This is a genomic window from Nodosilinea sp. FACHB-131, assembly GCF_014695395.1.
Taxonomy (GTDB): Bacteria; Cyanobacteriota; Cyanobacteriia; order Phormidesmidales; family Phormidesmidaceae; genus Nodosilinea.
This window is the reverse complement of record NZ_JACJOF010000027.1, coordinates 653,602-679,693: the sequence shown is the minus strand read 5'-3', so window position 1 is coordinate 679,693 and position 26,092 is coordinate 653,602. Positions and strand designations below refer to the sequence as shown.

Here is a 26,092-nt window from a genome sequence, read left to right as displayed (position 1 = left end):
CTTACCCCGCCAGTGCTGCTGGGGGTGAAGCTACGGTTTTGAGCCTAACCTTCGTAAAGCTGTAGCCACTTCGGTGTGGGGACATTGGGCATCTCTGAAGCGTTCAAACGTCTGCACATTTAGACCCTGGCAATGTCTCAACTGAGCTGGCGACGGCTATATCTGGGGAGATGATGTATTGGTCGCGCCCGGCTTGTTTGGCGGCGTAGAGCGCCCGATCGGCTAAGGCCAGGGCAGTGGTAGCCTTGGTGCAGTGCTGGGGCACCGCCGCATAGATGCCAAAACTCAGGGTGAGCTGGTGCGTGGGGGCGTCGGCGATCGCCACTTTAGCGATCGCGCTCTGCATCTGCTCGACTACCTCGATAGCACCCGCCAGTTCAGTATTCGGCAAGAGCACCACAAACTCTTCGCCCCCGTAGCGAGCTACCAGGTCGGCGGGGCGTTTGAGGCAGCGCTTGAGGGCCTGGGCCACCGCCACCAGGCAGGTGTCGCCGCTGGGATGGCCGTAGGTGTCGTTAAACTGTTTGAAATAGTCAATATCACAGAGAATTAGCGACAGGGGTCGCTTTTCTCGCTGTAGGCGTCGCCATTCTCGAGATAGCTGCCGGTCGAAGCAGCGTCGATTGGCAATTTGCGTGAGGCTGTCGGTATTTGAGATGCGCTCTAGCTCTTGGTTAGCCGCGCTCAGGCGCTGATGCAGCTCGGCGTGTTGAATCGAAATTTCGAGCTGCTGCACAACTAGGGTCAAGGTTTCGACCTCTTGCTGGGCCCAGGGGCGGGCGCAGGGGTCATTTTGCACCACCAAGCCGCCCCACAACTGCCCCTGTTGGTGAATGGGTAAACACAGCTCCTGGGGAACATTGGTGCTGCAAGAAGACGCTCCGCCCTGGGAAGGAATCGGGGCCGCTTCGATCAGGCAAATCTGCTGCTCGGTGAGCGTGGGCACCACCGGGGGATGGTGCTCCAGGTAAGGGCAACCCAACCCTTGGACGCAGAGCTCTGAGGCCAAACTGTCGCCGGAGAGGGCCAGCAGTTTGCAGCCCTGGGGATCGCAGGAGCGGTAAACCATCACCCGACGTGCTGTCAGCAACTGCTGAATCGCCTTGACGGTGTTGTTGAGAATGTCTTGCAGATGGATAGAGGCGTGAATGTCCTGCACGATCTGCCGCGAGATCGCCTCCCACTGGGCCTGAAACTGAGCCCGTTTGCGCAGCTGGCTCAGCTCCAAATGGGTGCGAATGCGGGCCAGCAGCTCGATCGCATTAAAGGGCTTGGTGACATAGTCGACCGCACCGCACTCAAAGGCCTGGGCCAAATGCTCAATCTCATGGCTAGCCGTCAAGAAAATAATCGGGACATGCGCTGTCGTTGGATTCTGCTTCAGCTGAGCGCACACGTTGATACCGCTCATTTCTGGCATCATCAGATCGAGCAGAATTAGGTCGGGCTTGACATCGTTCAGCCGATCTAAAACCTGCTGCCCCCGGGTGGCAAAGGTGGTGCGATAGCCCACCACGTCGAGCACCTTCTGCAAGATCTTGAGATTGGCGGGCACGTCGTCAACGGCCATAATCAGGCACTGATCGGGCTCAAACGCTGGGGAATTAATCATTGGAGGGGGCCTCACCAAAAGCCGCGACCTGGTGAGTCAGCGTCTCTAGCAGGGGCGCAAACGCATTCACGGTATGAGGTAAATGCTCCCAATCAAACTGCTCTAGCTGCATGGTCAGGGTGGTCAGGTAGTCGGCCAGCGGTGGGTAAGGGTAAACCGCGATCGCCTCTCGCAGTCGTTCGACAAAGGTTTCGAGCGATCGCGTTTCCAGGGTTTGCCGCAGCGGTTGCCAGCAGTCAACGGCGATCGCCTGGAGCTGGGTGAGCAACGCCAACAGCCGCTCTGGGCCCATGGTCGCCGGGCCAGCGGCGATCGGACTGGATGCGATCGCTTCTGACCCAGCGCTAGAGCGACCCTCTAACGCTGGAAGCACCCCAGCGCCAACCACGTGCTGCATCAACTCTAAGATTTGCTGGCGCTTGACGGGCTTGTGCAGCAGCCCGTCGTACAGGTCGTTGGCGAGCATGGTTTCGCCCTCGTAGCTGAGCGAAGCCGTGATCAAAATAATTGGGATAGAGCGAGTTGGCTCATGCTGCTTGAGGGCCAGGGCGGCCGCCTGACCATCCATCAGCGGCATACGCAGATCGAGCAAAATCAGGTCGGGCAGATGGGTCTGCGCCATCTGTACACCCTCCAGCCCGTTCTCGGCAAACAGCAGGCGATGGTGGGTATTGCGAAAGTAGCCCGCGATCAGCTCTTGGTTTGATCGGGCATCGTCTACCACCAAAATTTTGAGCGGTGCCCACTGGTTTAGGTCGGTCTCGGCCTCGATCGCCGTTGGCTGGGAGCTACCCTCAGGGGCGATCGCCACCCGATTGAACTCACAGATAAACGTGCTCCCCCGCCCCAGCTGACTCTCGACCTCAATGGTGCCGCCCATGAGCTCGGTTAGCCGATAGGTAATCGCCAGCCCCAGACCCGTGCCGCCAAACTTGCGATCGCTCTGGCCGTAGCTCTGGGTGAAAGCATTAAAAATTCGCTGCTGATCGGCTTCGGCAATGCCAATGCCTGTGTCGGCCACAGAAATCTTTAGATTGACCGACGGTTCGCCCTGTACTGTCGACAGCCTCGTGCAGGCCACCTCGATATCGACATGGCCCTGCTCAGTAAATTTCAGCGCATTGCCGACTAAATTAAACAAAATTTGCCGCAGTCGCACCTCGTCCAACCACAGCGCCTTGGGCAACCCCGTGCCCAAAATCATCCGCAGCCGGATGCCTTTTTGCGCCGCCTTTTGCTGAAAAATATGCTGAATATCCTGGATCAACAGCGCAATATCCGTCGGCTCCAGCTTGATATCCATTTGACCCGCCTCAATTTTAGACAGGTCAAGAATGTCGTTAATCAGCGACATCAGGGTCTTGCCACTAGACGAAATCGCCTCTAGATAGTCCAGCGCCACCGGGTTTTGAATAATGGTTTGCAGCAGATCGGTAAACCCCAGCACGGCGTTCATCGGCGTGCGAATCTCATGGCTCATGTTGGCCAAAAACTCGCTCTTGGCCCGGTTGGCCACTTCGGCACGTTCTGCCGCCTGCTCTAGGGCCACATTCGAAAAGTTCAGCACGGCTAGCATGAGGGTGCTGCGTAGGTCGGCCGCTGCTTCGAGCTGCCGGGGCGACCAAGCCACCGATCGCTCCCGCACCAACTCTTTCCACAGGTCAAACGAATGGCGGGGGCAGAGCTTGGGTTCTCCAGACTCATCGAGGGTGACACTGGCGCTTAGCTCACCCGCCCAGTGCACCGTTTCGATCTGCTCGGGGCGAAACAGCAAAATGTGGTACGACACCGGCCGGGGCTGCTGCAAAAAGATCGAGATCGCCAGTACGCCCGCCGGTTTCACCGACCACTGCTGGCTGGCGGGGTATGCCTGCGCCAGCGCCTGGGTGGCAAACACTTGGTCTTCGCCCTGCTCGGCCAGCCAGTCAATCAAGGCTTTGATCTCGGCCTGGGCCGGCGTAGACCCCACTAGGGCATAGTCCTGATCTAAGACCAGAGCGGCCCCCTCGGCCTCAAACATATCCAGCAGCAGGTGGGCGTTGGTAGTGAGGGTTTTGAGCACCGCGTCTTCGGTTTCGTTGATGGCGATGCCGAGCTGCCCCAGCAGGCTTTTGTTTTGGGCCTGGTAATAGCTGCGCTCTTGCTCCTGGCGGCGCATCAGCTCTAGGCTGGCCACCTTGACCAGCATCGTAAACGCCATGCGGGTAATTTTGGGCACCGGCTTGGGTTGGTAGTGGTGGCAGGCTACCAGCCCCCACAACCGCTGATCGTCGGTGAGCGAAAAGGTCATGGAGGTGCTGACGCCCATGCGGTGTAAATAGTCGATGTGGGGTAGCGACACCCCCCGCAGTTCGGCGGCACCCAGGTCTAGGGGGCCGCAGGTGATGGGATTTTCCTCCGGGATCAACGGCACCGGCACATAGTCGAGATCGGGAATAAACCGAAGCGGGTTTTCATAGAACAGCGATCGCGCCTCGCGGGGAATATCGGTGGCCGGGTAGTGTAACCCCAGATAGTTCTCGTGAGGGCTGCGGTTGACTTCCGCCACCACCACCCCGCTCTGATCGGGCTGAAAGCGATAGACCATCACCCGGTCAAACCCCGTCAACCGCTGAATCTCGTGGGCAAAAATCTCAACCAGCGACTGCAAATCTGAGGCGGTGCCAAAGGCGGCGATCGCCGTGTTGATTTGGCAGCACAGCTCCTCCGATAGGGGTTCATCGGCGGTCTGCGGCTCTAGCTCCATCAGCAGAGTCTCTTGCTGCCAGTGCAGGCTGACCGCAAAGGACTGCTCGGTCGCCGGGTGGGTCAGGGTGAGGTAGGCCGACGCCTGGGTTTGGTCGAGGCAGTGGCGCAGCAGCTCAATGTCAGCGGCGGCGAAGACCACGGTTAAGGGCTGCCCGATCAGCGCGGCGGGGGGCTGGTGCAGGAGCGCCTCGACGTTGGCGCTCACCTGCAAGATCGTCAGGTCTGGGTAGCTCAGGGAGAGCAACAGGCCGTGGGGCTGAATGTTCTGGATAAAGCGGATCGGATAGGGATTGCAGACCTCTAGGGCAAGCAAATCGTCATTGTTGAGCGATCGCAGGGGTCTATGGTCAAGAGTTTCAGCCATGCCAACCTAGCCGAGAAAGTGCTAGCAGCCGGCAGCTGTTAGCGTTTACATCATGTCTAGCTGAGAGCCGCTAATTTGTGCTTTCAGATACACGCCATACCGTTCATGATGCCCATAACCAAGGCCCTTGGCAGCTAAATTACCCAACCTAAAGTAATTCGAATTGTTCGATCGCAGCGTTGACAATTTCTGCTGAGCCACGTCAAAGGTGCGGCTCCATCATCTCCACAGCAAAGCCACCCTAGCCGCATGCTTAGGGTGGCTTTGGACTTTAATGACTGAACTTCTACAGGAGAGGCCTAGACTACGGGTAGTTCACCGTTGGCTAGCCAATAGGCGCAATCCTCGCCGAGTTGGGCCTGGGCCACAGACTCATACCATTCAATATCCTCAGCCGTGAGAATGTCGCGCCAGCGGCCGTTGGTGCCCTTGTTGATAAAGGTTTTGGCTCCACCCGCAAAGATCTGACCGCCCAGGGGGGCGACCTGCTCAGCGTGGCGCTTCATGTAGTCGAAGGTGCAGTGCTCCACAACCTTGTCCCACTGAGCCTCGTCGGTGGGAATTTCGAGAAAATCGGCAATGCGGCGCATTTGACCGGGCAGATCTTGCTTGAGCTGGGCGTAGTGCACCAGCAGCACGTTGGGCAGGTGTCGCACCTCCCACCACGATCGCATGTTGTCCCACAGTGACCAGAAGGGGTAGCCGTCGCCCTGCAACCAGTCATGGAAGTACTGCCGAATCGAGCTGCAAGGCGGCTCAAGGGGTGGCCCCACCAGTCCGGGGGTGTTGTTTACCAGGTCGTAGAACAGGTCATTGGCGTTGGCGTGGTGGTTGTAGAGGCTCCACAGCACGTCGCGGCCATCGCGGCCAATGTAGATGTACTTTGCCTGAGGCGAAAAGACCAGGGCATCCACCGGCAAATGGGTCTTGAGAAAGCGACGGTGGGTTTGGGCCTCCATAGCGGCCAGTTTCACCGGGGCAGGGGGCACCCGCAGATCCATCCAGGGCGACATATCGCCGACACTGAGCCCCTCCTGACCGTTAAAAATCAGCTGGGCGATAATCTGCTGCATCCAGGTGGTGCCAGACTTGCCGTAGGTGGCAATGACAATGTCGTCGTCGCGAAACTGAAAGTCATTCCAGATAGTGGAGTCGAAGTGATGGCTATGCAGTTCATGGGTCTTGACTGGCCAGTTATTGGCCCAGGCCCGACTGGGATCTGCAACTGGGGTTTGAGCAGGCTTGTGGATGGCTTGGGTCATAAATGGATCTCCTTAGAAGAGGCAAAATGTAGTGGTTGTTACACAGCTCTAATAGCTACAAGCAGCGGCGCAGGCTTTCCTGACAGACGGTGACTTCGTTGAGCTAACGTCCGTAGCCTTCCCAGAGGGGTCGGCTTGGCTTTGAGAACAGTCGAGCGTTACAGCCGCAGGACATGAACAGAACGGCAGTAGGGCGATCGCCCTACCAACCCATGCCCTGCTAGGGCTGCCAAAAATCCGTCAGCGCCACGGTATAGGTCTGGGTGGCTTCGTCATAGGCGATGCGGTAGCGAGTGGGGTAGAGCCCCGGTTTGGCGTAGCTTTGGGGGAGAGCAAAGGCTCCTTCAAAATCCTGCTGGCTGCGAAGAAAATCGAAGGACACCATGGGTTCGATAAAGGCGATCGCCCCTTCATAGAAGCCGTAGATCAGCGTGTGGTCAAAGCCGTGGGGGTGGCCCTGAAACTCTGCCGCCGTGGGGTTGGCCCAGTGGGCACCCATGCGGGGTTCAGCACTGTCGGGGGCCATCACATAGCCTGCCGGAATGTACTCTGGGGCGGGAGTTTTGTAAGCTTTCTCCAGGTCGGCCCCCTGGGCGGTGATGGCCTCGCGCTCGGCGGGGGTTAGGGTGTAGGCGTGAATATCGAAGTGGGCATCGCCGTAGATGGGCTCGGGAGGGTGACCGTGGGGCCGCCAGTCAATGGCAATGTGGTCGATCGCCGTAGATTCAGCCTGAAAGGGCAGGGGCAACAGGAGTTCAGTGCCTTCCTGGGGCAGCCCGGCCAGAGCCGCCGCCGTGATCATCACCCCCACCTCTTGGGGATGGTTTTGGCTGTCTAGAGCAACATAGGTGCGCACGGTGCCATTGCCCAAGGGTTGGGGCTCGCCTTCGATCACCGACGGGTCGGTGTTGTCTTCAGAGGCCGAGGCCATGCCCGCGATCGGCTGGGGATTGCTGTCTAAGGTCAGGCTTGATACCTGGGAGTAGCCAGTGGCTGAGAGCAGCACCAGGGCAGCGCTAGTGCTGTAGAGCAGAATTTGAAAGGGACGCATGGGGCTTTTGGGGGTAGGGGGTGGATGGGTAGATGGGTGGATGGGGGTAGGGGGTGGGCGGGTAGGTGGGTAGGGTGGGCATTGCCCACCGGAGCACTGCGGGGTGAAGTCGCTATAGGCTGGGCCATCAATACTTTGATCAATGGCAGGGGCTAGGTATTGAGAGTGAAAGAAGACTCGACTTAGCCGAGGGAATCTTTTGCCCAGGGCGATTGCCAGGGACAGTTAATGCAAAGAGGACATCCTGGTGGCTTGCCAGCTTGACTATCGAGCTTCGACGAGGGTGAGCTGATCGACTAGGGCGGGCAGGTGCTCGGGGCTGAGGACGGCCTGGTATTTGACGGCCATCGTTGGGGTCAGCAGCTCTAGCATGAGCCGGTTTTCGACCCAAAACTCCACCACATCAAACATGCCGTCGCGGCTGGCAAACAGTACACGCCAGCCTTCGCGATCGCCAATTCGCTCAATTTCTTCAAGGCTAATGGGCACAGAGATAGCGGCATGAAACGCGCAGTACTGAGTCGGTTGGGGATTGAGGCGAAAGCCCGCCTCGCCCTGGTGACTGTCAGGCAGGATCTCGGAGCCGGCGGGGTAAAACTCGATCGCGGTACCAGCGGCATCCGCAGCGAGGGCCATATAGCTACCGGGGTTGACCGGGAAGGGAATGACATAGCCCTGAAAAATTTCGGCCATGACGGTGGCCACATGGAGCGGGTCGTTAACGCTGACAGAAATATGGTGAATCATTGAAATCTCCTGGGTTGATAAAGGGGATAGCGGGTGGGTTTAGCGCAGTTGGACGCCATGCTTGGCGCAGATTTCTTGCATGGTTGCCATGTCGGTGGTTAGGTCTGAGATGCGATCGCCCATTTCGAGATAAAACGCTTCGGCAGAGGCAGGGGCGAGCAGGAGCAGGGCGCGCGCCACTGGGGAAAGAATCTTAAAGCCGTGCACCGCATTGGCTGGCACATGGGCCACACTGCCCGTCGTGCAGATTTGCTGCTGGTTGCCGATTTGTACCTCCAACTCTCCTTCAAGAATGTAGAAGGTCTCTTCCCAGGGGTGGCTATGCAGAGGGGCACCTGACCCAGCGGTATCGGTGAGTTCAGCGAGGGCGTAGTAGCCGTTGGTGTCTACGGGCGTGACTTTGCGAATAACAGTGTGGGTCAGCATTTGATAAGCTCGACCCTCATCGGCACCTAAGAAAACGGGGCGTTGGCGTTGCAGGGCAATCGTCATTGGGGGTTCTCCTTACAGCAAGTAGTGAAGGCGGTTCTGCAACCTTGGCAGCGGCAGAACCGCTAGGCATTTCCACTCACACATGGAAATGGGGAAGCAAAGTATCAAGTCAGCCAGGGCGGGCAACCTTTGCACGGCCAGTTGCTAGCTCCTGGTTCACTCAACCCTTGCCGGTTGGTGTTTAACCATGTCCCCAATATCGTCAGAAAGCCCCGCTGTCACCAGAGAAGATACGGATAGTTAGGCGGTCACTTAGACCCCTTAGTTAGGCGTCAGTTTTGAGTTAGGTGAACCCGCTTAAGGGACGGCCCATTCAAGGTTGTGTGCTGGTCGAGACCAGCCCTGGACCCTAGCCCTAGTCCATCCTTAACTCGAACTTATCTCGGTTAACTGACGTAAAATAAGTAACATTCCTGGGTTTGCGGCTGACCGTATGCCTGATTGTCATTCTTTGATCTACCTTGACCCGCTATGCCCGTTAAAAAGAGTCGTCGCCGGGGAGTAGTTTTATCGCTAATGGGTCAGCGCAAACTAGATGCGGCACGCCGACAGCTAGAGGCAACCCTCAACAACGGCGATCGCTTCACCCTCGAAGAAATTAGCGATCGCACCCGCCTTGCCCTCAGCACCGTCACCCGCGTGCTCGACGGCCAAAACGGCGTCGACAAACAAACCCTCGACCAATTCTTCGCCGCCTTCGACCTGCTCCTCGAGCGCACCGACTACCAACACCCCAACGCGGGCGAGCCCCCTCTACTAGAAACCCCAACTGCTCCATCCTCAGGGCAGACCCATGGGTCTGCACCTACTCACCCATCTACCCCCTACCCATCCACCCTCCCACCCCCTACCCCCCTCACCCTCGACTGGGGCGAAGCCATCGACGCCTCCCTCTTCTACGGCCGCGCCAGTGAACTCGATACCCTAGAGCATTGGATCCAGCGCGATCGCTGCCGTCTAGTCGCCATTCTCGGCATGGGCGGCATTGGCAAGACGGCCCTGTCGGTGAAGCTGGCCCAGCGGCTGAGTGAGTGGGAGGGTGGGAGGGTAGATGGGTGGGAGGGTAGATGGGTGGATGGGTGGATGAGTCAGCCAAAAGCCGATGCCTTAGAAAACCAGGCAGCAAATTCCCTCTCTACCTACCTACCCTCCCACTCGCCTACTCCCTTACCCTCCCACCCATCCACCCCCGACCCATCCACCCTTCCCCCCTTCTCCGCCATCATCTGGCGCACCCTCCGCAACGCCCCACCCCTGGAGCTACTGCTGACCGATCTGATTCAGGTGCTCTCGGGCCAGCAGGAAAGCCCCTCGACTCTGGCGGTTGCGCCGCTGCTCTCCCGATTGATGCACTACCTGCGGCAGCAGCGCTGTCTGCTGGTGCTCGACAACGGCGAAACCCTGCTGCAAGAGGGCAAACTGACCGGAGCCTACCGTGAGGGCTACGAGGCCTACAGCGAGCTGCTGCGCCAGGTGGGGGAGCTGCCCCACCAGAGCTGTGTGGTGCTGACCAGTCGCGAAAAGCCGTCGGTGCTAGCAGATATGGAGGGGGCGACGCTGCCGGTGCGATCGCTCACTCTGCCCGGCCTACCGCCGGCAGATACTGACCAAATCTTTGACGCGATCGGGCTGTCGCGATCGCCCACCGGTCGCTACCAGCTGCTCAACAGCTACAGCGGCAACCCTCTGGCGCTCAAGATCGTCGCCACCTCCATTCGCGAGCTATTTGGCGGCGATGTCGATGCCTTTGTGCAGGAAGAAACCACCGTCTTCAACGGCATTCGTCGCCTGCTCGACCAGCAATACCAGCGCCTCGCTCCCCTGGAGCAGCAGATTATGGGCTGGTTGGCGATCAACCGCGACTGGGTAACCATTGCCGATTTGCAGGGCGACATCGTGCCCGCCATTCCCAAGCAGCGCCTGCTCGAAACCCTAGAGTCGCTGGCGCGGCGCAGCCTAATCGAGCAAAAGCATGCCCGCTTTACCCAGCAGCCCGTGGTGATGGAGTATGTGACCGAGCGCCTGATTGAGCAGATCAGCGACGAGATCATCGCCATGCCCCAGGTGGCCACAGCTGAGGGGCTGCTGATTGACCGCTACGCTCTGCTCAAAGCCACCGCCAAAGAATATATCCGCGACAGTCAGACCCGGCTAATTTTGCAGCCCATTGCCCAAAACCTCTGCGCCCGGTTTAATTCGACCGCTGCCCTCGATCGCCAGATGCGGCAGCTGCTGACCCTGCTGCGGCAGACCTTTACCCAGAGCTATAGCTACGGGGTCGGCAACCTGCTCAACCTGATGTGCCACCTCAAGCTCGATCTCACCGGCTACGACCTCTCGGGGCTGACCATCCGTCAAGCCTGTCTGCAAAAGGCGCCCCTGCACCGAGTCAACCTGGCCCACGCCAACCTGATGGCCTGCCGCTTTGCCGAGCCGGTGCCCCACCCCAACTCCCTGGTGGCCAGCCACGATGGCGAATACATTGCCATGGGTGGCGAAGACGGCATGGTGCAAATGTGGCAGGCCTCGACGGGGCTGCCTGTGTTGATTACCCAGGCCCACAGCACCTACATTTTTGCCCTGGCCTTTAGCCCCGTTCTCGAAGAGTCCCCAGGGGGGAACAGGCGCACCCTGGTCAGCGGCAGCATGGATACGGGGATTAAGTTCTGGGATGTGGCCACCGGCAACTGTCTACAAACCTGGCACTATGACCACCCTTGGGGGCTGACCTTTAGCCCTGACGGCAATGTGCTGGCGGGCAGCCTGGGCGACACCAGCCGCTCGATTTTGCTGTGGAACTGGCGCACGGGTGAGGTGCTTCAATCGCTCACGGGACACAGCGGTCCGGCCAACGGCATTGCCTTTGCCCCCTACCCGATCGCCCTTGCCCCTGGCGAACCGCCCCGCCATATCCTAGTTAGCTGCGGTCAAGATGGCTTGGTCAAAGTGTGGGATATCGACAGCGGTGAGTGCCTGCACACTCTGACCGAGCACAGGGGCATGTGCTGGGCACTGGCCATGCACCCCGCGGGCGATCGCTTTGCCACCTCCAGCTTTGACCACACCGTCAAAATTTGGCAGATCGCCACAGGCACCTGCCTGCACACCCTGCGCGGCCATACCGCCGAAGTCTGCGGCGTTCACTTTAGCCCCGACGGCCAGTTGGTCGCCAGCGCCAGCAGCGATCGCACCATCCGCCTGTGGAATGTCGCCACCGGCGAATGCCTCGCCGTGCTCACCGGTCACACCGACAGCGTTTGGGGCATCGCCTTTATCAAAGGCAACACCCCCGATGGCCAATGGCTCCCCGGCCAAGCCCTAGTCAGCATCGGCATCGACCAAACAATCCGCTTCTGGGACGTCAGCCGCCCCGCCGCCCCGCCTTCTCCCCAACCCTCTGAACACACCCACAAGTCCGCCCTTACGGCACCCCCCTCACCCTCCTCATCTCCCTCACCTTCCCTACCCGTCCACCCATCCACCCCCCACCCCCCACCTTCCCCATCTCCCTCACCCTCCCCACCCATCCACCCATCCACCCTCCCACTCCCCCACTCCCCCACCCCCTCCGGCCACTGCCTCAAAACCATCCAAGGCGGCAGCACCGGTCTGCGCTCCATCGCCTACCACCCCCACCGGCCCCTAATCGCTGGCGGCGGCTTGGGCGGCACCATTCGCCTGTGGAACGAGGCCGGTGAGTGCGTACAAACCTTCAGCGACTATGAGGGCAGCATTTGGAAAGTCGCCTTTCACCCCCGGGGCGATCTGCTGGCTAGCGCTAGCCTCAACGGCGAAGTGCGCATTTGGGAATTGGCCACGGGGCGCTGCCGCTACATCCTGCGCCGCGAGAACAATTCGTGGATTCAAGCCTTTAGCTACACGCCCCAGGGCTATCTCCTCAGCGCTACCAGTTCCGACGCCACTATTCGCTACTGGGACAGCGACAGCGGCGAATGCCTGCGCAGCATTGTGCTCGACCCCGGCGCTTACATTCTGGGCATGGCCGTCGATCCCCAAGGCCAGTACTTCGTCACCACAGGTAACGATGGCGCTCTGCGCTGGTGGGATATAGAAACCGGTGCCAGCCTGCGGGTGGGCGGTGGCAAAGAGGGGCACACCTGGGGCGTTGCCATTCATCCTCAGCAACCTCTGATCGCCACCGTGGGCAACCTGTTCGACATCAAGCTGTGGCATGCCGAGACGGGGGAATATCTACGCATGCTGGAAGGGCACACCGGCATTCACGGCAGCGTGGTGTTTAGCCCAGATGGATCGCTCTTGGTCAGTGGCCGCAGCGATCGCACCATTCGCCTGTGGGATGTCGCGACCTGGCAGTGCCAGCGGGTGATCGAGGGCCACACGTCCGTCGTTACCGCCATGATCTTTTTGCCCACCCCGGCCCCCGGCAGCCAATACCCTATCCTGGCTAGCGCTAGTCTCGACGAAACCATTCGCCTCTGGAATGTGGAAACTGGGAAATGCCTCGCCGTCATGCGCCCCGATCGCCTCTACGAAGCGATGAATATCACCGGTATTACGGGACTCTCTCCCAGCGAAATTGACATCCTCAAAAGCCTGGGGGCGGTAAGCCTGTAATTTGAGTTGCGGGGTTGGCCAGCCTAGGGACAAGCAACAGTAAAACCAGCCCGATCCCCTCTTAGCAGCGGCAGTGCCACTTTAAACGAGCGTCTATTTTAACCCACTGCCCCCCATGGCTTGGGGCAAGATTGCGGTGTGGAATGCTGCGACTTTTTTTCGTTTGCTGACCTCGGCCAGCGGATCGCTATGCGCAGAGTTTAGTCAGTACTCAGGCAACGTCAGCTCTGCGCAAATGGCCATCTACCGAGCAAAGTTTGCTGCTAGTCGGGTGCGTTTTACCCTAAATGCCGGCGATGGCACGCGGGAGATGCTGGCCTCTGAGGTTTCTGTAGAACGCCTCTAAATCTTTTGGCGGGCGGTTGAACAGGCCTAGCGATCGCTCACTCTTCCCCATTAACCCAATCATTCTCTTGCCACCATGATTCGCTCTATTCAGTCGGTTTTGTTGTTGGGTGTGCTGGCGATCGCCCCTCTGGAAAGCGCCATCAACCCCGCCTACGTGGCGCGGGCGCAGGCGGTGGCTCCTGCAGTTTGCAACCCCGATGCCGCCCTGCAAAATCGGCTGGGCCTAGCAGGGGAGCAGGCGCGGTCTGCCCTAGAAAACGCTCGAACCGACCAGGCTCTGCAATCGTTACAGGAAACTTTGGCGATTGGTGGGCAACTGCGGAATGGGCGGCTTCAGGCAGATTTGCTAGAGCAGTGGTTGTTGGATCATCGCGAGGGCTACCTGACTACGCGATGGCAGCGATTGATCCAGGGAGATCAGCAAGTGCGCCGGCCCCAGCTTCAGGCCATACTAGGCCAGTTTATGGTGCTGGCCAATCAGGTGCCTTCGAGCCACAGCTATGTCAAAGCGCGATCGCTCGCGGCGATCGCCCGCTACTACACCGTGCTAGAGCAGCGTGAAACCCCACTCGCTAGGGAAGCCCTGGAACAGGCGCGGCAGGCAGCAACCTTGATTCAGGGCAGCGATTTTACCGCCAGTGCGCTGATCGACATTGCCGAAACCTATGCCCTGATGGGTGACACGACCTCGGCACTGGTGGTGCTGATCCAGGTAGGCGGAGCGGCGGAGCAAATTCCGCCCGGTACGTCGCAGTCGCTGAAGTTGTCGATTTTGCAGCGCATGGCGACCACCTATGCCCACATTGGCCACTTTGCACCGGCCAGAGCCATTGCCGCCGATTTGCCCGATGAGTATGAGCTGCAGTCGATCGCGCTGCGGGGAATAGTAGAAGGGTCGCTTACCGTTCAAAGTTGGAACTCGGCAGAGGCGGACGCGCAGGCCATCCCTGCTGCCACCCAGCGCATTTGGGCCTTGACGAAGGTGGCGATCGCCTACCACAACGCCAACCAGCCTGCCAAAGCCACCGAGGTGATGGCTCAGGCCAGGGCCGAAGCTGAATCAGCTACGGGCTTCCCGGATCCAGAATTTGTCTTTGGAACCTTGGTTGATGCCTATTTACAGCTGGGGCAGCGCGATGAAGCCCTAGAGCTGGCCCAAACTCAGCTCAAGGCCTCTCAACAGGAGTCGATTAAGTCGGTAATGGTGGCCCACAGCCAGGCCGGGCAGCAGGATGTGGTCGAGGCGTGGCTGTCAGACCGGTTGAGTTTTTTGCAAACGGTTGCCGACCCCTGGGAACAAAGCCTTTACCTGGTAGACCTGCTGCAGCTGGCGATCGACACCCAACAGTTTGACTGGATTCGCCAATCTTGGGACCAGATTGTGGCTATCAACTATGGCCCTCAGGATGAGCTGATGGTTAAGGCCGCCACCGCATACGCGGCCACCGGGCAGTATGACCAAGCGACGGCATGGGCTCAGCAGCTGCCCCTCGCCAACCGGCCCGTCTTGAGGGTTCGACTGCTAGCGGCGATCGCCCTGACCGCCCATCAGGCCGGTCAAACCACCTGGGCCAACAACTTGCTCCAGCAAACGTTGGAGAGCGTAGACAATCTGGTTGCCACCTATCAGCGTCAGTTCCCCGACGATCTGACGCAAAGCCCTTTGATCGAGCCCAGTGCCCTCACCGCTATTGCCGTTGTCTATGCCCAAACGGGGCAAACCGACTCCACCCGAGAACTCTTACAGCGGGTCAGCGTTTTGGATAGCTCGATCACCGATCCCTCCTTTGGGGGACCGATTGACCAACCCTTTGAGGTCTTTATGGCCGCAAGGCAGTACGTTGGTGCCCTACAACTCGCCCAGGCTACCCCTCCTTCAGAAGTGCGCACAGCGCGCTTGCAGCGCAGTGCAACGGCTCTACTACAGCAAAATCACTTTGACCTGGCCCTGCCCGTGGTCAACGAACTCACAGAGCCCAGCCGCCGGGCTCAGCTCCTGCTGGCGATCGCTCAACGCTATGGCGATTTGCAGCAGGTCGAGGCCGCACTTCCCGTTCTGGCGCAAGCCTTCCAGACGGCGCAGACCATTCCGGGGGAAGAATCTCAGGTCGATCGCCTCGGGGTTGGAGGCTACACGGTCATCGACAAAGAGGATGATCGGGGCAGTTTGTTAGAAGCGATCGCGCTGCAATATGCCCAGTTGGGACAGGGCGATCGAGCCCAGCAGGTAGCCAGTCAACTTCAGGCGGTTCCTTTGCGCCAGCAGGTCGTAGCATCCATTCGCTGCATTCTATAGCTGTAGCTTGTCTGGTGCAGACCTTTCCTAACCGAACGTTGGAACGTTTGAGCGGTTTGGCGCTGCTGAACTGAGGCATGAATTTGGTTAAGGGCACACAGTCAAGCCAAAGGCTTGATGGCCGTTGAGCAATGCAGCAGCAAACTCAAGCGCCGCTGTGGTCTGTCATAATAAACATTGGAATTTTGGGGGCTAGAACGGGCCTGTGAAAATTAACGGCGAGCCGACAAGAACCATTCGTTTACACCCAGATAATCCTCGCGTTGTGCAGGTGATTGACCAGCGCCAGCTTCCCCACCAGCTCACCTGGATGGACCTGACTTCGGTGGATGAGGCGGCCTACGCCATCAAAGACATGGTGGTACGTGGTGCTCCGCTGATTGGGGCCACCGCTGCCATGGGCATGTATTTGGCGGCTCTGGATGCGGCTTCTGAGCCAGACTTTCGCGACGTTTTGACTCAAGCCGCCCACACCCTGGGCCAAACCCGCCCTACGGCAGTCAATCTGCACTGGGCGCTAACCTCCCAGCTAGAGGTGCTGGGACAGGTAACAACGGCCTCGGAAGCCATTGAGCGGCTGCGGCAAAACGCCGAGGCCATTCTCGATGCTGACGAAGAACAGTGCCGCCAGATTGGGATCCACGGCGTCAAGCTAATCGAAGACATCTACGCCCGCACCGGGCGGCCCGTCAACATTTTGACCCACTGCAATGCTGGCTGGCTGGCCTGTGTAGACTGGGGCACCGCCACCTCGCCCATCTACCACGCCCACGATCGCGGCCTGCCCATCCACGTTTGGGTCGATGAAACCCGCCCCCGCAACCAGGGGGCCAGGCTTACCGCTTGGGAACTGGGGCAGCATGGTGTGCCTCACACCGTCATTCCAGACAACACCGGGGGCCACCTGATGCAACACGGCATGGTCGATCTGGCGATCGTGGGCACCGATCGCACCACCCGCCAAGGCGATGTCGCCAACAAAATCGGCACCTACCTCAAAGCCTTAGCCGCCCACGACAACGGCGTGCCCTTCTACGTCGCCCTACCTTCCTCCACCCTCGACTGGACTTTGCGCGACGGGGTAAAAGAGATTCCCATTGAGCAGCGCAGCCAGGACGAAGTGAAGTACATCGATGGACTGTCTCCCCATGGGATCACCTCGGTGCTGATCTGTCCCGAATCTTCCCCCGCCGCCAACTATGCCTTTGATGTCACCCCCGCCCGACTGGTGACGGGTTTGATTACCGAACGGGGAATCTGTCCGGCGTCTGAGGCCGGGTTGCTGAGTCTGTTCCCCGAAGCCGCCTAACGGCTATGGGCATGGACGAGGGTGTCATTAAGTATGTCGGCCACTGGACGCCCGGTGCGCCGATGAAAGAGGCTGAGCTGACGGAGCTGGTGGCGTGGCGCGATCGCATGTGGCAAGCCCAACAGATCGGGCTATACCCCAACGGTATTGGCTACGGCAATATCAGCCTTCGGCGATCGGCCCACAGCTTTGCCGTTTCGGGCACCCAAACCGGGCACCTGGCCCAAACCTCTGTCCACCATTACACCCTGGTCGACGATTGGGATATCGATCGCAACACCCTGCACTGCACCGGCCCGATTCAAGCCTCCTCAGAATCGCTCACCCATGCGGCTCTCTACGACTACAGCAGCGCCATTCGAGCAATTATTCACGTTCATAACCGCCCGCTGTGGCAGCGGGGCCAGGGAGTGCTGCCTACCACCGCCGCCAGCGTTCCCTACGGCACCCCGGCGATGGCCTACGAAATGATGCGGCTGTTGAACCAGGAAGATCTGATGCAAACGCGCATTTTAATCATGGCGGGGCACGAGGAGGGGGTGCTGGTGTTTGGCCCCACCCTGGAGGCTGCGGCTCAGGTGCTGTATCAGCATATGTAGCAAAAGAACGAAGATAGAAGAGCGGCAAATGTCCTATAGGCTCAAAGCTCGGCATCTTGGGCTGTCTCAATCCAGATTCCACCTGCTGTGGACACCTGGCGGTCCTACGTTTCTTGCTACTCAATCCTTTTGAGCTACACGGCCACCGCTGCCAGCGCCTGTCGTCCCTGGGCAATGATCTCGTCATAGACGGCTTCTAGGGCTGGGTTGCAGCCTCGGCACCCGGCCACGACCCGATCGGCCCAGTCTAAATATTCGCGCTTCCGTTCTAGCGACCAGCCATCGGGGGGCGAGGTGGTGATGTTTTGCACGTTGGCGGTTTTGTCGGCAATTTTGAGCTGCTTGGCCTGGGGCGATAGATGGGGGGCGTGCTCCACTTGCCGTTGCTTGCGCTCGGCCTTGGGCAACTCTTTGTCGTCGGTGACTTCTTCCACCACTCGCCGTACCTCGGGGCCGAAGTGACGCTCGATCTCCTCGGGGGTGGTGTCGGTATCCTCTACCGTATCGTGGAGAATGGCGGCTTGTAGGGTTACCAGATCGGTCACGCCGCCTTCGCTGGCTAAGAGTTGAGCCACGCGAATGGGATGGTTGATGTAGGGCGAGGCTTCTTTATCTTTGCGGCGCTGCTCGCTGTGTTTGGTGGCTGAAAAGTGCAGGGCCTCTAGCAAAGCAGTGGTAGCAGGGGCGGAAGCCAAAGCAGATGAAGTCATGGTTGTGCAGAAAATCGCTTTTATCAGCATGACCGATCGCGATGGGCAACGACATCAATTTGGGCATGTGGTCGCAGCGCTGGTCAGGTACTCGCAGGTTTAGACAGACGCGCCTTGCCTGGTTTGCTGATCGCCATTTTGGCAGCGCGAGTGATCAATTTAATAGATTCTGTCTGCCAAAACCGCACGCTGGCAGGTCGGCAGCGATTCCGGGACGGATCGCTCCGCGAATCGCGACCTGACGCACTGGCTCAAACCCCAGCTCGCCCAATAGAGGTTCAGTCAATGTCCTAAACTCAAATTAAATTTAGTCAATTTGTCATTCTGCCTACTAAATTGTCGCTAAGTTGAACACTAATCTCATGGCCCGTGGGTATACGTTTTTAACCGCACTACAGCACCTGTGATTCAACAACTCGACATTCAACTCAGTTTTACGGTTAATGGAGAGCCTGTCTCTGTTAAAGACGTTTCTCCCGCGATGACGTTGCTGGAGTATCTGCGCCTGAGCGGGCGAGCCGGCACCAAAGAGGGCTGCGGCGACGGCGATTGCGGTGCCTGCACTGTAGCCCTGATCGGCAAAGGGGCCGATGGCCAACCCCACTACCAGGCGGTAAATAGCTGCCTGATTCCCCTGGGAGCGGTGGCGGGGCGGCAGGTCTTGACCGCTGACGGCATTACCCAATGCCAAATTCCCAAAGTTGCCTTTGTTAAAGAGCCCGTCACCGCCGACCAGCTTCACCCTGTGCAGGCCGCCATGGTAGAAACGGGCGGCTCTCAGTGCGGCTACTGCACCCCAGGTTTCATCATGAGCTTGTTTGCCGCCTACTACGATGGCACTCCCAACGACCTCTCGGTGGAGGGCAACCTCTGCCGCTGCACCGGCTACATCCCCATTCGCCGCGCCGCCCAGATGGTAGCCGCAGCGGCACCCCAGGATACTTTTATGGAGCAGCTGGTGTCAGCATCTACTGTGCTTTCGTCGCTGGCTTACACCACCCAAAACAACGGCCACAGCGAGCAGTTCCATCGGCCTACCCAGCTGTCAGAAGTGCTGGAATTGTTGCAGCAGCACCCCACTGCCACCCTAGTCGCCGGAGCGACAGACCTGGGCCTAGAGATGAGCTGGCACCGGCAGCACTATCCCGTTCTAATTTCTCTCGAAGCGATCGCCGAACTGAAGCAGATCCACCAAACCGAGGACTACGTTGAAATCGGCGCGGCAGTGCCCCTCAGCCATATTGAGGCCACCCTGCACGGCATCTTCCCCAGCCTGGATGAAATGATCCACTGGTTTGCCGCTCGCCAAGTCCGCAACCGGGCCACCCTGGGCGGCAACATCGGCACCGCTTCCCCAATTGGCGACCTGCCCCCAGTGCTCCTGTCGCTGGATGCGATGTTGCAGCTAGCTGGCCCTGGGGGTGAAAGAACGCTGCCTCTAGCAAACTTTTTTATCGGCTACCGCCAAACTGAGCTACAGCCCGGCGAGGTGATTGTCTCCGTCCAAATTCCCAAAGCCCTTACTCCTGGCACCGATCGCCGACTGAGCCAGTCTTACAAAATTGGCAAGCGCGGCACCGATGACATCAGCATTGTGGCGGCGGCTTTTGTAGTGGATGTGGATAGCAGCAATCAGATTCTCCATGCCCGATTGGGCTATGGCGGGGTGGCGGCGACTCCGGCCAGGGCGATCGCAGCGGAGGAGTTTTTGCTGGGTAAGCCTTGGACGGCTGAAACTATTCACGCGGTGAAGCCTATCCTACAAGAGGCGTTTACACCGTTGACTGACCTGCGGGGCAGCGCCGAGTACCGCAAGCGCTTGGTAGTGAATTTATTCGAGAAATTCTTTGTGGAATTTCCGTAGCGTAGACCCTGATTCCCTCTCCCCCAACCCCTCTCCCAGGGAGGGGAGCCAAGCCACAATCAAAAACCTTCAATCCTCGTAGGGTGGGCACTGCCCACCGCCCTCAATGCAAGCGATAGTCCATCCCCCGCTGCCTTATCAGTTTTGTGATTCTGCCCCATGATTGTGGTGGGCAGTGCCTACCCTACCTCCCAAACTTGCCCCTGTTACTCCCAGGAAGACAAACCCAAAACGCCAATCCGAAGTCCCCAGCGAGGTATTCCATGAGCCCAGTCGGCAAGCACAAAAGTCATGAAAGCGCCGTGGCCCATGTCAGCGGCACCGCCGTTTACACCGACGACCAGCGTGAACCAGCGGGGATGCTATCGCTCTATCCCGTGCTCTCACCCCACGCGAGGGCGAGAATCACCAAGCTAGATGTGGCCCCGGCAATGGCGGTAGCGGGCTGCGTCACAGTGCTCACCGCCGCTGACGTGCCCGGAGAAAACAACACTGGCGTCATCGTCCACGATGAGGTGCTGTTGCCAACTGACGAAATCAGCTACTACGGCCAGGTTGTGGCCTGGGCCGTGGGTGAAGATGAAGCCGCCGCCCGGGAAGGGGCAGCCAAGATTGTGGTGGAGTACGAGCCACTGCCGGCGATTAAGACGGTGAAGGAGGCGATCGCCGCCCACAGCTACCACGACGTCCCCCAATTCATTCGTCGGGGTGACCCCAATGCGGCGATCGCCCAAGCTCAACACACCTTCTCTGGAGAAATTGAGATCGGCGGGCAAGACCACTTTTATCTTGAGACCCAGGTCAGCTGGGCCATTCCCGATGGCGAGGGCAACCTCCAGCTCTACAGCTCTACCCAGCACCCGACCGAAACTCAGGAAATCGTTGCCCGCATTCTCGGCCTGCCCAAAAACCGCGTTGTCTGCACCTGCCTGCGCATGGGCGGCGGCTTTGGCGGCAAAGAATCCCAGTCGAACCCCTTTGCTTCAGCGGCTGCCCTGGCCACCTACAAGACGGGTCGCCCCGCCCGCTGCCGACTGCGCCGCCACCACGACATGCTGATCACCGGCAAGCGCCACGGCTTTCTGGGTCAATATGAAGTCGGCTTTAACGACGACGGCACCATCACGGCCATGAACGTCACCCTGGTATCGGACGGCGGCTGGAGCTTGGATCTGTCGCCTCCAGTATTGGGGCGGGCGATGCTCCACGTCGATAACGCCTACTACGTGCCCAACCTGGTGATCGAAGGGCGCATTGCTAAAACCAACCGGGTTTCGAATACCGCCTATCGCGGCTTTGGTGGTCCCCAGGGCATGATTGTGATTGAGGAAGTGATCGATCGCATTGCCCGCACCCTCAACCTGCCTCCCGATGTAGTGCGCGAGCGCAACTTCTACCACGGCGAGGGCGACACCAACCGCACCCACTACGACCAAGACATCGTTGACAATCGCATCGCTCGGATCTGGCAAGAGGCCAAGGAAGGGGCCAATTATATGGCGCGGCGGGCGGCGATCGCCGCCTTCAACGAAACCAGCCCCTACAAAAAGCGCGGGCTGGCCATCACCCCAGTCAAGTTCGGCATTTCCTTCAACAATGTGCGGTACAACCAGGCAGGAGCGCTAGTGCTGATCTACACCGATGGCAGCATTCAGCTCAACCACGGCGGCACCGAAATGGGCCAGGGGCTGCACACCAAAATGATTCAGGTTGCCGCCAAAGCGCTGGGAGTGAAGAGCGATCGCCTGCGCATGATGCACACCAGCACCGATAAAGTGCCCAACACCTCGGCCACCGCCGCCTCTAGCGGGTCAGACCTCAACGGCCAGGCGGTAAAGAATGCCTGTGAGACCCTGCGCGATCGCCTCGCCGCCGTCGCCGTGCGCATGCTGAATCTGGACGCTCCCGAAGATATGGTCTTTGAGGACGACTGGATCTACTGCCGCACCTACCCCAGCGCCCGCATCGCCTTCGACGAAGTGGTGCAGCAGGCCTACAGCGAACGCATTAGCCTCTCCGCTACCGGCTTTTACCGCACTCCCAACATTTTTTGGGATGCAAAATTGGGTAAGGGTCGCCCCTTTTACTACTTCGCCTACGGTACAGCGGTCTGTGAAGTAGAGGTCGATGGCTTTACCGGCACCTTTAAACTGCGCCAGGTCGACATTGTTCACGATGTGGGCAAATCCCTCAATCCACTGGTGGATCGGGGTCAGATCGAAGGAGCCTTTGTGCAGGGCATGGGCTGGCTCACCATGGAAGAGCTGGTGTGGGATGGCGAGGGCCGCCTGCGCACCTTTGCCCCCAGCACCTACAAAATTCCCACCATCAGCGAGGTCCCAGAAAACTTCACCATCCACCTGCTGGAGCGCGCCGCCCAAGATGGCGTGATCTACGGCAGCAAGGCCGTGGGCGAACCGCCGTTTATGCTTGCCATGTCGGTGCGAGAGGCGATTCGCGCCGCAGTGGCAGCGTTTGGCAATGCCGACTATGTGCCCCTGGCGCTACCGGCGACCCCAGAGGCGACACTGTGGGCGATCGAGGCGGTGAAGGCAGCGGTGAGGCAGGAGCAACCTGTGGAAGTTGTGTCGTAATCTGCTGAGTTGAAACGGGGTTTCGGGGCGATCGCCTGTTCAAACAGCACTCTGTTTCTTGCCATACAAAATCTGTCTAACTCATGGTGAACTGCTTTCAACAACTGGCGCAGGCTCTCATCTATGGCCCGGCGGTTCTTGCCACCGTTACTACCGTCAAGGGTTCCGTGCCCCGCGAAGTGGGAGCCAAGTTGATCGTTGATGCTACGGGTCAGGCCTTTAACACCATTGGTGGTGGTGCCGGAGAAGCCAAAGTGATTCGCCAAGCCAAAGAGGTGCTGCAAACCGGCCAAAAGCAGTTTGTAGACATTGACCTCTCTGGCGCTCCCCAACGACAAACTCAAGGAATTTGTGGGGGCCACATGCGGGTGTGGCTTGAGCGATGGCAGGGGGAAGCCGCAAAATCCCTTGTTCAAACGATTTTGCATCAGCTCCATCAGGGACAGTCGGTAACGCTGGTAACGCCCTTAGACGGAGCTCACGATCCGTACCTGGCCGACAAATTTGTTTCAGTAGATGCAGCGATCGCCTTCGTACAAACCCTCGAACCACCGCCCACACTGCTGATTGTCGGAGCAGGTCATGTTGGCATTCAACTCGCTAAAGTCGCTGATCTAATCGGCTTTCAAATAATTGTGCAGGACGATCGCCCCGATTGGGCCAACGCTGAGCACTATCCCCAGGCAAGTCAAATTTTGACGGGCGGGGTTGAGGGTGCGATCGCCGCCCTCAACCCCCACCAAAACCTCTACACTGCCCTCGTCACGCGCGGCTACACCTACGATCTCGACGCTCTGCAGCAATTGCTGCAGCGTCCCATTCCCTGTCGCTATATCGGCATGATCGGCAGCGAAAAGCGGGTGCGTCAAGTCTATGGGGCGATCGAGCAGATGGGTATAGCAAGAGAAAAGTTAGCTAATATCTATGGCCCCATTGGGCTAGATATTGGGGCACTCACCCCAGAAGAGATCGCGGTTAGCATCAGCGCCGAGTTGATTTTGGTGCAGCGGGGAGGCACGGGGCGATCGCTTTCCGAACGGCTCCGCCGAAGCCGGTTGGACAACTAAAATTGTCAAGCTATTGTGTGTAAACCCTATCTAGCGCATTCAAATCAGCAGAGTATATCTTTAAGAATTAGACTCTTTTCAGCTTAGAAGTAAACAAATATAAATTTAATAGTAGCTATAACAGGTGAAGCGTGCGTTAGGACAGCTCAAACTGTCAAGATTCGATCTTAATGGACGTATCTTTGTTCTTCGTTTTCTACGAAAAATGGGCATTGTTTCGACTTTAAGTTTAGCCAAAACAATACCCACCTTATATCTAACAAGTCCGGCTAGAAACCGGCTTGAGCGGCACCTATGTCACAATTCGTGCATAGCGCCAACTCTCAAACAAGCTTAGTTACCGGGCATTGTACCTGTGCTGCTTCGGGCATCGCGGTCTTCAGCTCTGAAGTACCACTCGCCATTGCTGTCTTGGGCAAAGGTGTTTTTCACCGAGCTCCAGGCCACATCGCGGGCACCATCTTCGCTAAAACCATCACTTGTCGCAGCATTAAAAGCTGCCATAAAGATCTGCTTAGCTTCTTGGGGCAGCGACTGAGTATCTTGGGGCAACGCTTCTACATTTTCATAAGGCATGGGATTGTCTCCTTGGTCATGCGGTAGTTCTTGCATAGACCTTAAAGCACCTGAATCGGCCTCAACCTCTTTCTTCAGCTGTAAAATCCTCTACTTTTAACCGCTCCTTAGGATGGGTATTACAACCGTTTTGAGTAGTGCCTCGACTTCCGCTTCCCAAACTAAGCCACAGCCAGAATTTTATTGACGAACGGCCCAAAACTGCAAGACGCTAAGAATGCTGTCCATACTCAATACCGACAGCACGCTACCGGCGCTGCCAACGCTCAAAATGCTGCCTACACTGCCAATGCTCAAGATACTACCCGCACTGCCGATGCTAAGAATGCTGCCGGTGCTGCCGATGCTGAGAATGCTGCCGGCGCTGCCCAGACTTAACAAGCTAAAATAACTCCCTCGACTGAGAATCGCGCGATGCCGTGGAGGAACAGCACGACCGTTAGTAGCGGTAGGGGAAACTTTCTGACTTTCAAACACGCTTCGATGACCTAATCAAGCTTGGGGATGGGAAACTTTCTCTCACTATGATGATTCCTCAGCTGCCTCAAAGCCAATCATCACGCTTAAGCCGAGTATTTAACCCAGCGCGTGACGAATCTGGTGAGGGCGATCGCACCTCTACTTATCGGTCTCCCTCACGAATTGGCAAGGTCGTTGAGACAGAGCGAAAATGCAAAGCCCTTTAGCTATCCTCAATCCGCCCCGCCTTCACTGTCAAAATCTGCGATGAGGTCATCCACTGGCTGCCGAAAGCGCCGAGGTGGGTGGTGGTGATGATGGTTTGAAAGCGGTCTTGAATCGCTTCCAAAAGCTGATTTTGGCGGTTGAGATCTAGCTCGGCCAGCACGTCGTCGAGCAGCAGCAGGGGCGGTTCACCCACCACCTCATCAATCAGGTGCAGTTCTGCCAGCTTGAGCGCCAGCACCAGGGTGCGCTGCTGGCCCTGGGATCCATATTGGCGGCTGGGGGTGTCGTTGATGGTGAACTCAATATCGTCACGATGGGGGCCAACCAGAGTGGTGCGCTGGTGCTGTTCTGCGATCGCCCGCTGCTTAATCTTCTCCAAAAAGCTAGCCTGAATCACCTGCGGATCATCCTCTGTCATTGGCACATTGGGCTGGTAATGCATGCGCAGGTCTTCGCGCTGGCCGCTGATCGCCTGGTGCCATTGGTGGGCGATTGGGGCGAGGCGATCGATCGCCCTGGCCCGCCGCCGAATCACCCGCGTGCCCAGAGCCGCCAGCTGGGCATCCCACAGGGCAAACTCGGTGGCGTCTAGGGCAGGGGCAGGCTCGCCATCGTCATCGCCAAAGGATTTTTTGATCAGGGCGTTGCGCTGCTTGAGCACCTGGTTGTACTGGCTGAGAATGTGGGCATAGATCGGCTCTAGCTGAATCAGCAACGTATCGAGCCAGTCGCGCCGTTCCCCCGGCCCGCCCCGCACTAGGTCAATGTCGAGGCTAGAGAACTGCACCGCGTTGAGGGCGCCGAGAAAGTCGAGCTGTCGCCGCAGCTTTTCGCCGTTGAGAACGGCCGTGCGCCGCCCCGCCTGGCGCAGCACCAGGGAGAGATCGGCTATGCCCAAATCTCTGCGCACCGAGGCGGTGATTTGAGCTACGGGCTGGTCTTGATGCACCAGATCGCGATCGCGGCTAGTTCGGTGCGACTTGAGCGTCGCCAACAGCTCCACGGCCTCTAGCAGATTCGACTTACCCTGGGCATTTTCCCCCACCAAAATGGTTTTGGGAGCGGCAAAGTCGATCTGCTGCTCGCCGTAGTTGCGAAAGTGCCTGAGCGATAGATGGGTGAGGTACAAAGGGCACCAGGGCTGAACTTGTTTAGGATACAGGACGGCGT

Annotated in this window: 18 protein-coding genes; 8 read left to right on the top strand and 10 right to left on the bottom strand. The window is 58.6% G+C overall.

Annotated features, from left to right (window positions below; genetic code table 11):
• Positions 1-103: 103 nt before the first annotated feature.
• From H6F75_RS19445 to H6F75_RS19420, 6 genes are all read right to left on the bottom strand, one after another.
• Positions 104-1,612 carry a diguanylate cyclase gene (locus H6F75_RS19445; protein WP_190754068.1) on the bottom strand — a complete coding sequence of 503 codons (1,509 nt, stop codon included), beginning with the start codon at positions 1,610-1,612 and terminating at the stop codon, positions 104-106.
• The gene (locus H6F75_RS19440) at positions 1,605-4,724 is read right to left on the bottom strand and encodes an ATP-binding protein (RefSeq protein ID WP_190754067.1); all 3,120 of its coding nucleotides are present in this window, start codon (positions 4,722-4,724) and stop codon (positions 1,605-1,607) included. The genes H6F75_RS19445 and H6F75_RS19440 overlap by 8 nt, the downstream gene beginning before the upstream one ends.
• Before the next feature lie 299 nt (positions 4,725-5,023).
• The gene (locus H6F75_RS19435) at positions 5,024-5,986 is read right to left on the bottom strand and encodes a sulfotransferase domain-containing protein (protein WP_190754066.1); all 963 of its coding nucleotides are present in this window, start codon (positions 5,984-5,986) and stop codon (positions 5,024-5,026) included.
• Positions 5,987-6,206: 220 nt separating this feature from the next.
• A complete protein-coding gene (locus tag H6F75_RS19430) occupies positions 6,207-7,037 on the bottom strand; it encodes a DUF5602 domain-containing protein (protein WP_190754065.1) in 831 nt (276 codons plus the stop codon).
• 264 nt (positions 7,038-7,301) lie between these two features.
• Entirely contained in the window at positions 7,302-7,784 is a 483-nt protein-coding gene (locus H6F75_RS19425) for a hypothetical protein (RefSeq protein WP_190754064.1), read from the bottom strand.
• A gap of 39 nt (positions 7,785-7,823) precedes the next feature.
• Complete coding sequence (locus H6F75_RS19420) at positions 7,824-8,276, bottom strand: cupin domain-containing protein (protein ID WP_190754063.1); 453 nt, start codon at positions 8,274-8,276, stop codon at positions 7,824-7,826.
• Positions 8,277-8,747: 471 nt separating this feature from the next.
• Here H6F75_RS19420 and H6F75_RS19415 point away from each other — a divergent pair, with 471 nt between their 5' ends.
• The 5 genes from H6F75_RS19415 to H6F75_RS19395 all read left to right on the top strand — a co-directional run bounded on the left by H6F75_RS19415 (position 8,748) and on the right by H6F75_RS19395 (position 17,424).
• The gene (locus tag H6F75_RS19415; RefSeq protein WP_190754062.1) at positions 8,748-12,872 is read left to right on the top strand and encodes a WD40 repeat domain-containing protein; all 4,125 of its coding nucleotides are present in this window, start codon (positions 8,748-8,750) and stop codon (positions 12,870-12,872) included.
• Positions 12,873-12,987: 115 nt separating this feature from the next.
• Positions 12,988-13,218 carry a hypothetical protein gene (locus H6F75_RS19410; protein WP_190754061.1) on the top strand — a complete coding sequence of 77 codons (231 nt, stop codon included), beginning with the start codon at positions 12,988-12,990 and terminating at the stop codon, positions 13,216-13,218.
• Between the two features lie 75 nt (positions 13,219-13,293).
• Entirely contained in the window at positions 13,294-15,516 is a 2,223-nt protein-coding gene (locus H6F75_RS19405) for a hypothetical protein (RefSeq protein WP_190754060.1), read from the top strand.
• Positions 15,517-15,721: 205 nt separating this feature from the next.
• The gene (mtnA, locus tag H6F75_RS19400) at positions 15,722-16,825 is read left to right on the top strand and encodes an S-methyl-5-thioribose-1-phosphate isomerase (RefSeq protein ID WP_190754059.1); all 1,104 of its coding nucleotides are present in this window, start codon (positions 15,722-15,724) and stop codon (positions 16,823-16,825) included.
• 5 nt (positions 16,826-16,830) lie between these two features.
• Positions 16,831-17,424: a class II aldolase/adducin family protein gene (locus H6F75_RS19395; RefSeq protein ID WP_190754058.1), complete on the top strand. Its 594-nt coding sequence runs from the start codon at positions 16,831-16,833 to the stop codon at positions 17,422-17,424.
• Between the two features lie 134 nt (positions 17,425-17,558).
• On the opposite strand, the gene H6F75_RS19390 is transcribed toward H6F75_RS19395, so the two are convergent.
• Entirely contained in the window at positions 17,559-18,134 is a 576-nt protein-coding gene (locus H6F75_RS19390) for an HD domain-containing protein (RefSeq protein WP_190754057.1), read from the bottom strand.
• A 403-nt stretch (positions 18,135-18,537) separates the two neighbouring features.
• Between H6F75_RS19390 and xdhA the strand changes: the two genes are divergently transcribed.
• The 3 genes from xdhA to H6F75_RS19375 all read left to right on the top strand — a co-directional run bounded on the left by xdhA (position 18,538) and on the right by H6F75_RS19375 (position 23,659).
• Positions 18,538-19,998, top strand: coding sequence for a xanthine dehydrogenase small subunit (gene xdhA, locus H6F75_RS19385; RefSeq protein ID WP_190754056.1), 1,461 nt, complete (start codon positions 18,538-18,540; stop codon positions 19,996-19,998).
• A gap of 263 nt (positions 19,999-20,261) precedes the next feature.
• Entirely contained in the window at positions 20,262-22,592 is a 2,331-nt protein-coding gene (gene xdhB / locus H6F75_RS19380; RefSeq protein WP_190754055.1) for a xanthine dehydrogenase molybdopterin binding subunit, read from the top strand.
• Positions 22,593-22,675: 83 nt separating this feature from the next.
• Positions 22,676-23,659, top strand: coding sequence for an XdhC/CoxI family protein (locus tag H6F75_RS19375; protein WP_190754054.1), 984 nt, complete (start codon positions 22,676-22,678; stop codon positions 23,657-23,659).
• Positions 23,660-23,992: 333 nt separating this feature from the next.
• Here the strand turns inward: H6F75_RS19375 and H6F75_RS19370 are convergent, their stop codons facing one another.
• The 3 genes from H6F75_RS19370 to recF all read right to left on the bottom strand — a co-directional run bounded on the left by H6F75_RS19370 (position 23,993) and on the right by recF (position 26,051).
• Positions 23,993-24,235 (bottom strand): ChaB family protein, encoded by a 243-nt coding sequence (locus tag H6F75_RS19370; protein WP_190754053.1) that lies wholly within the window; start codon positions 24,233-24,235, stop codon positions 23,993-23,995.
• Between the two features lie 180 nt (positions 24,236-24,415).
• Entirely contained in the window at positions 24,416-24,643 is a 228-nt protein-coding gene (locus H6F75_RS29045) for a hypothetical protein (protein ID WP_347710683.1), read from the bottom strand.
• A gap of 274 nt (positions 24,644-24,917) precedes the next feature.
• Positions 24,918-26,051, bottom strand: a complete 1,134-nt coding sequence (gene recF, locus H6F75_RS19360) for a DNA replication/repair protein RecF (protein ID WP_190754051.1) — start codon at positions 26,049-26,051, stop codon at positions 24,918-24,920.
• Between the last annotated feature and the right edge of the window lie 41 nt (positions 26,052-26,092).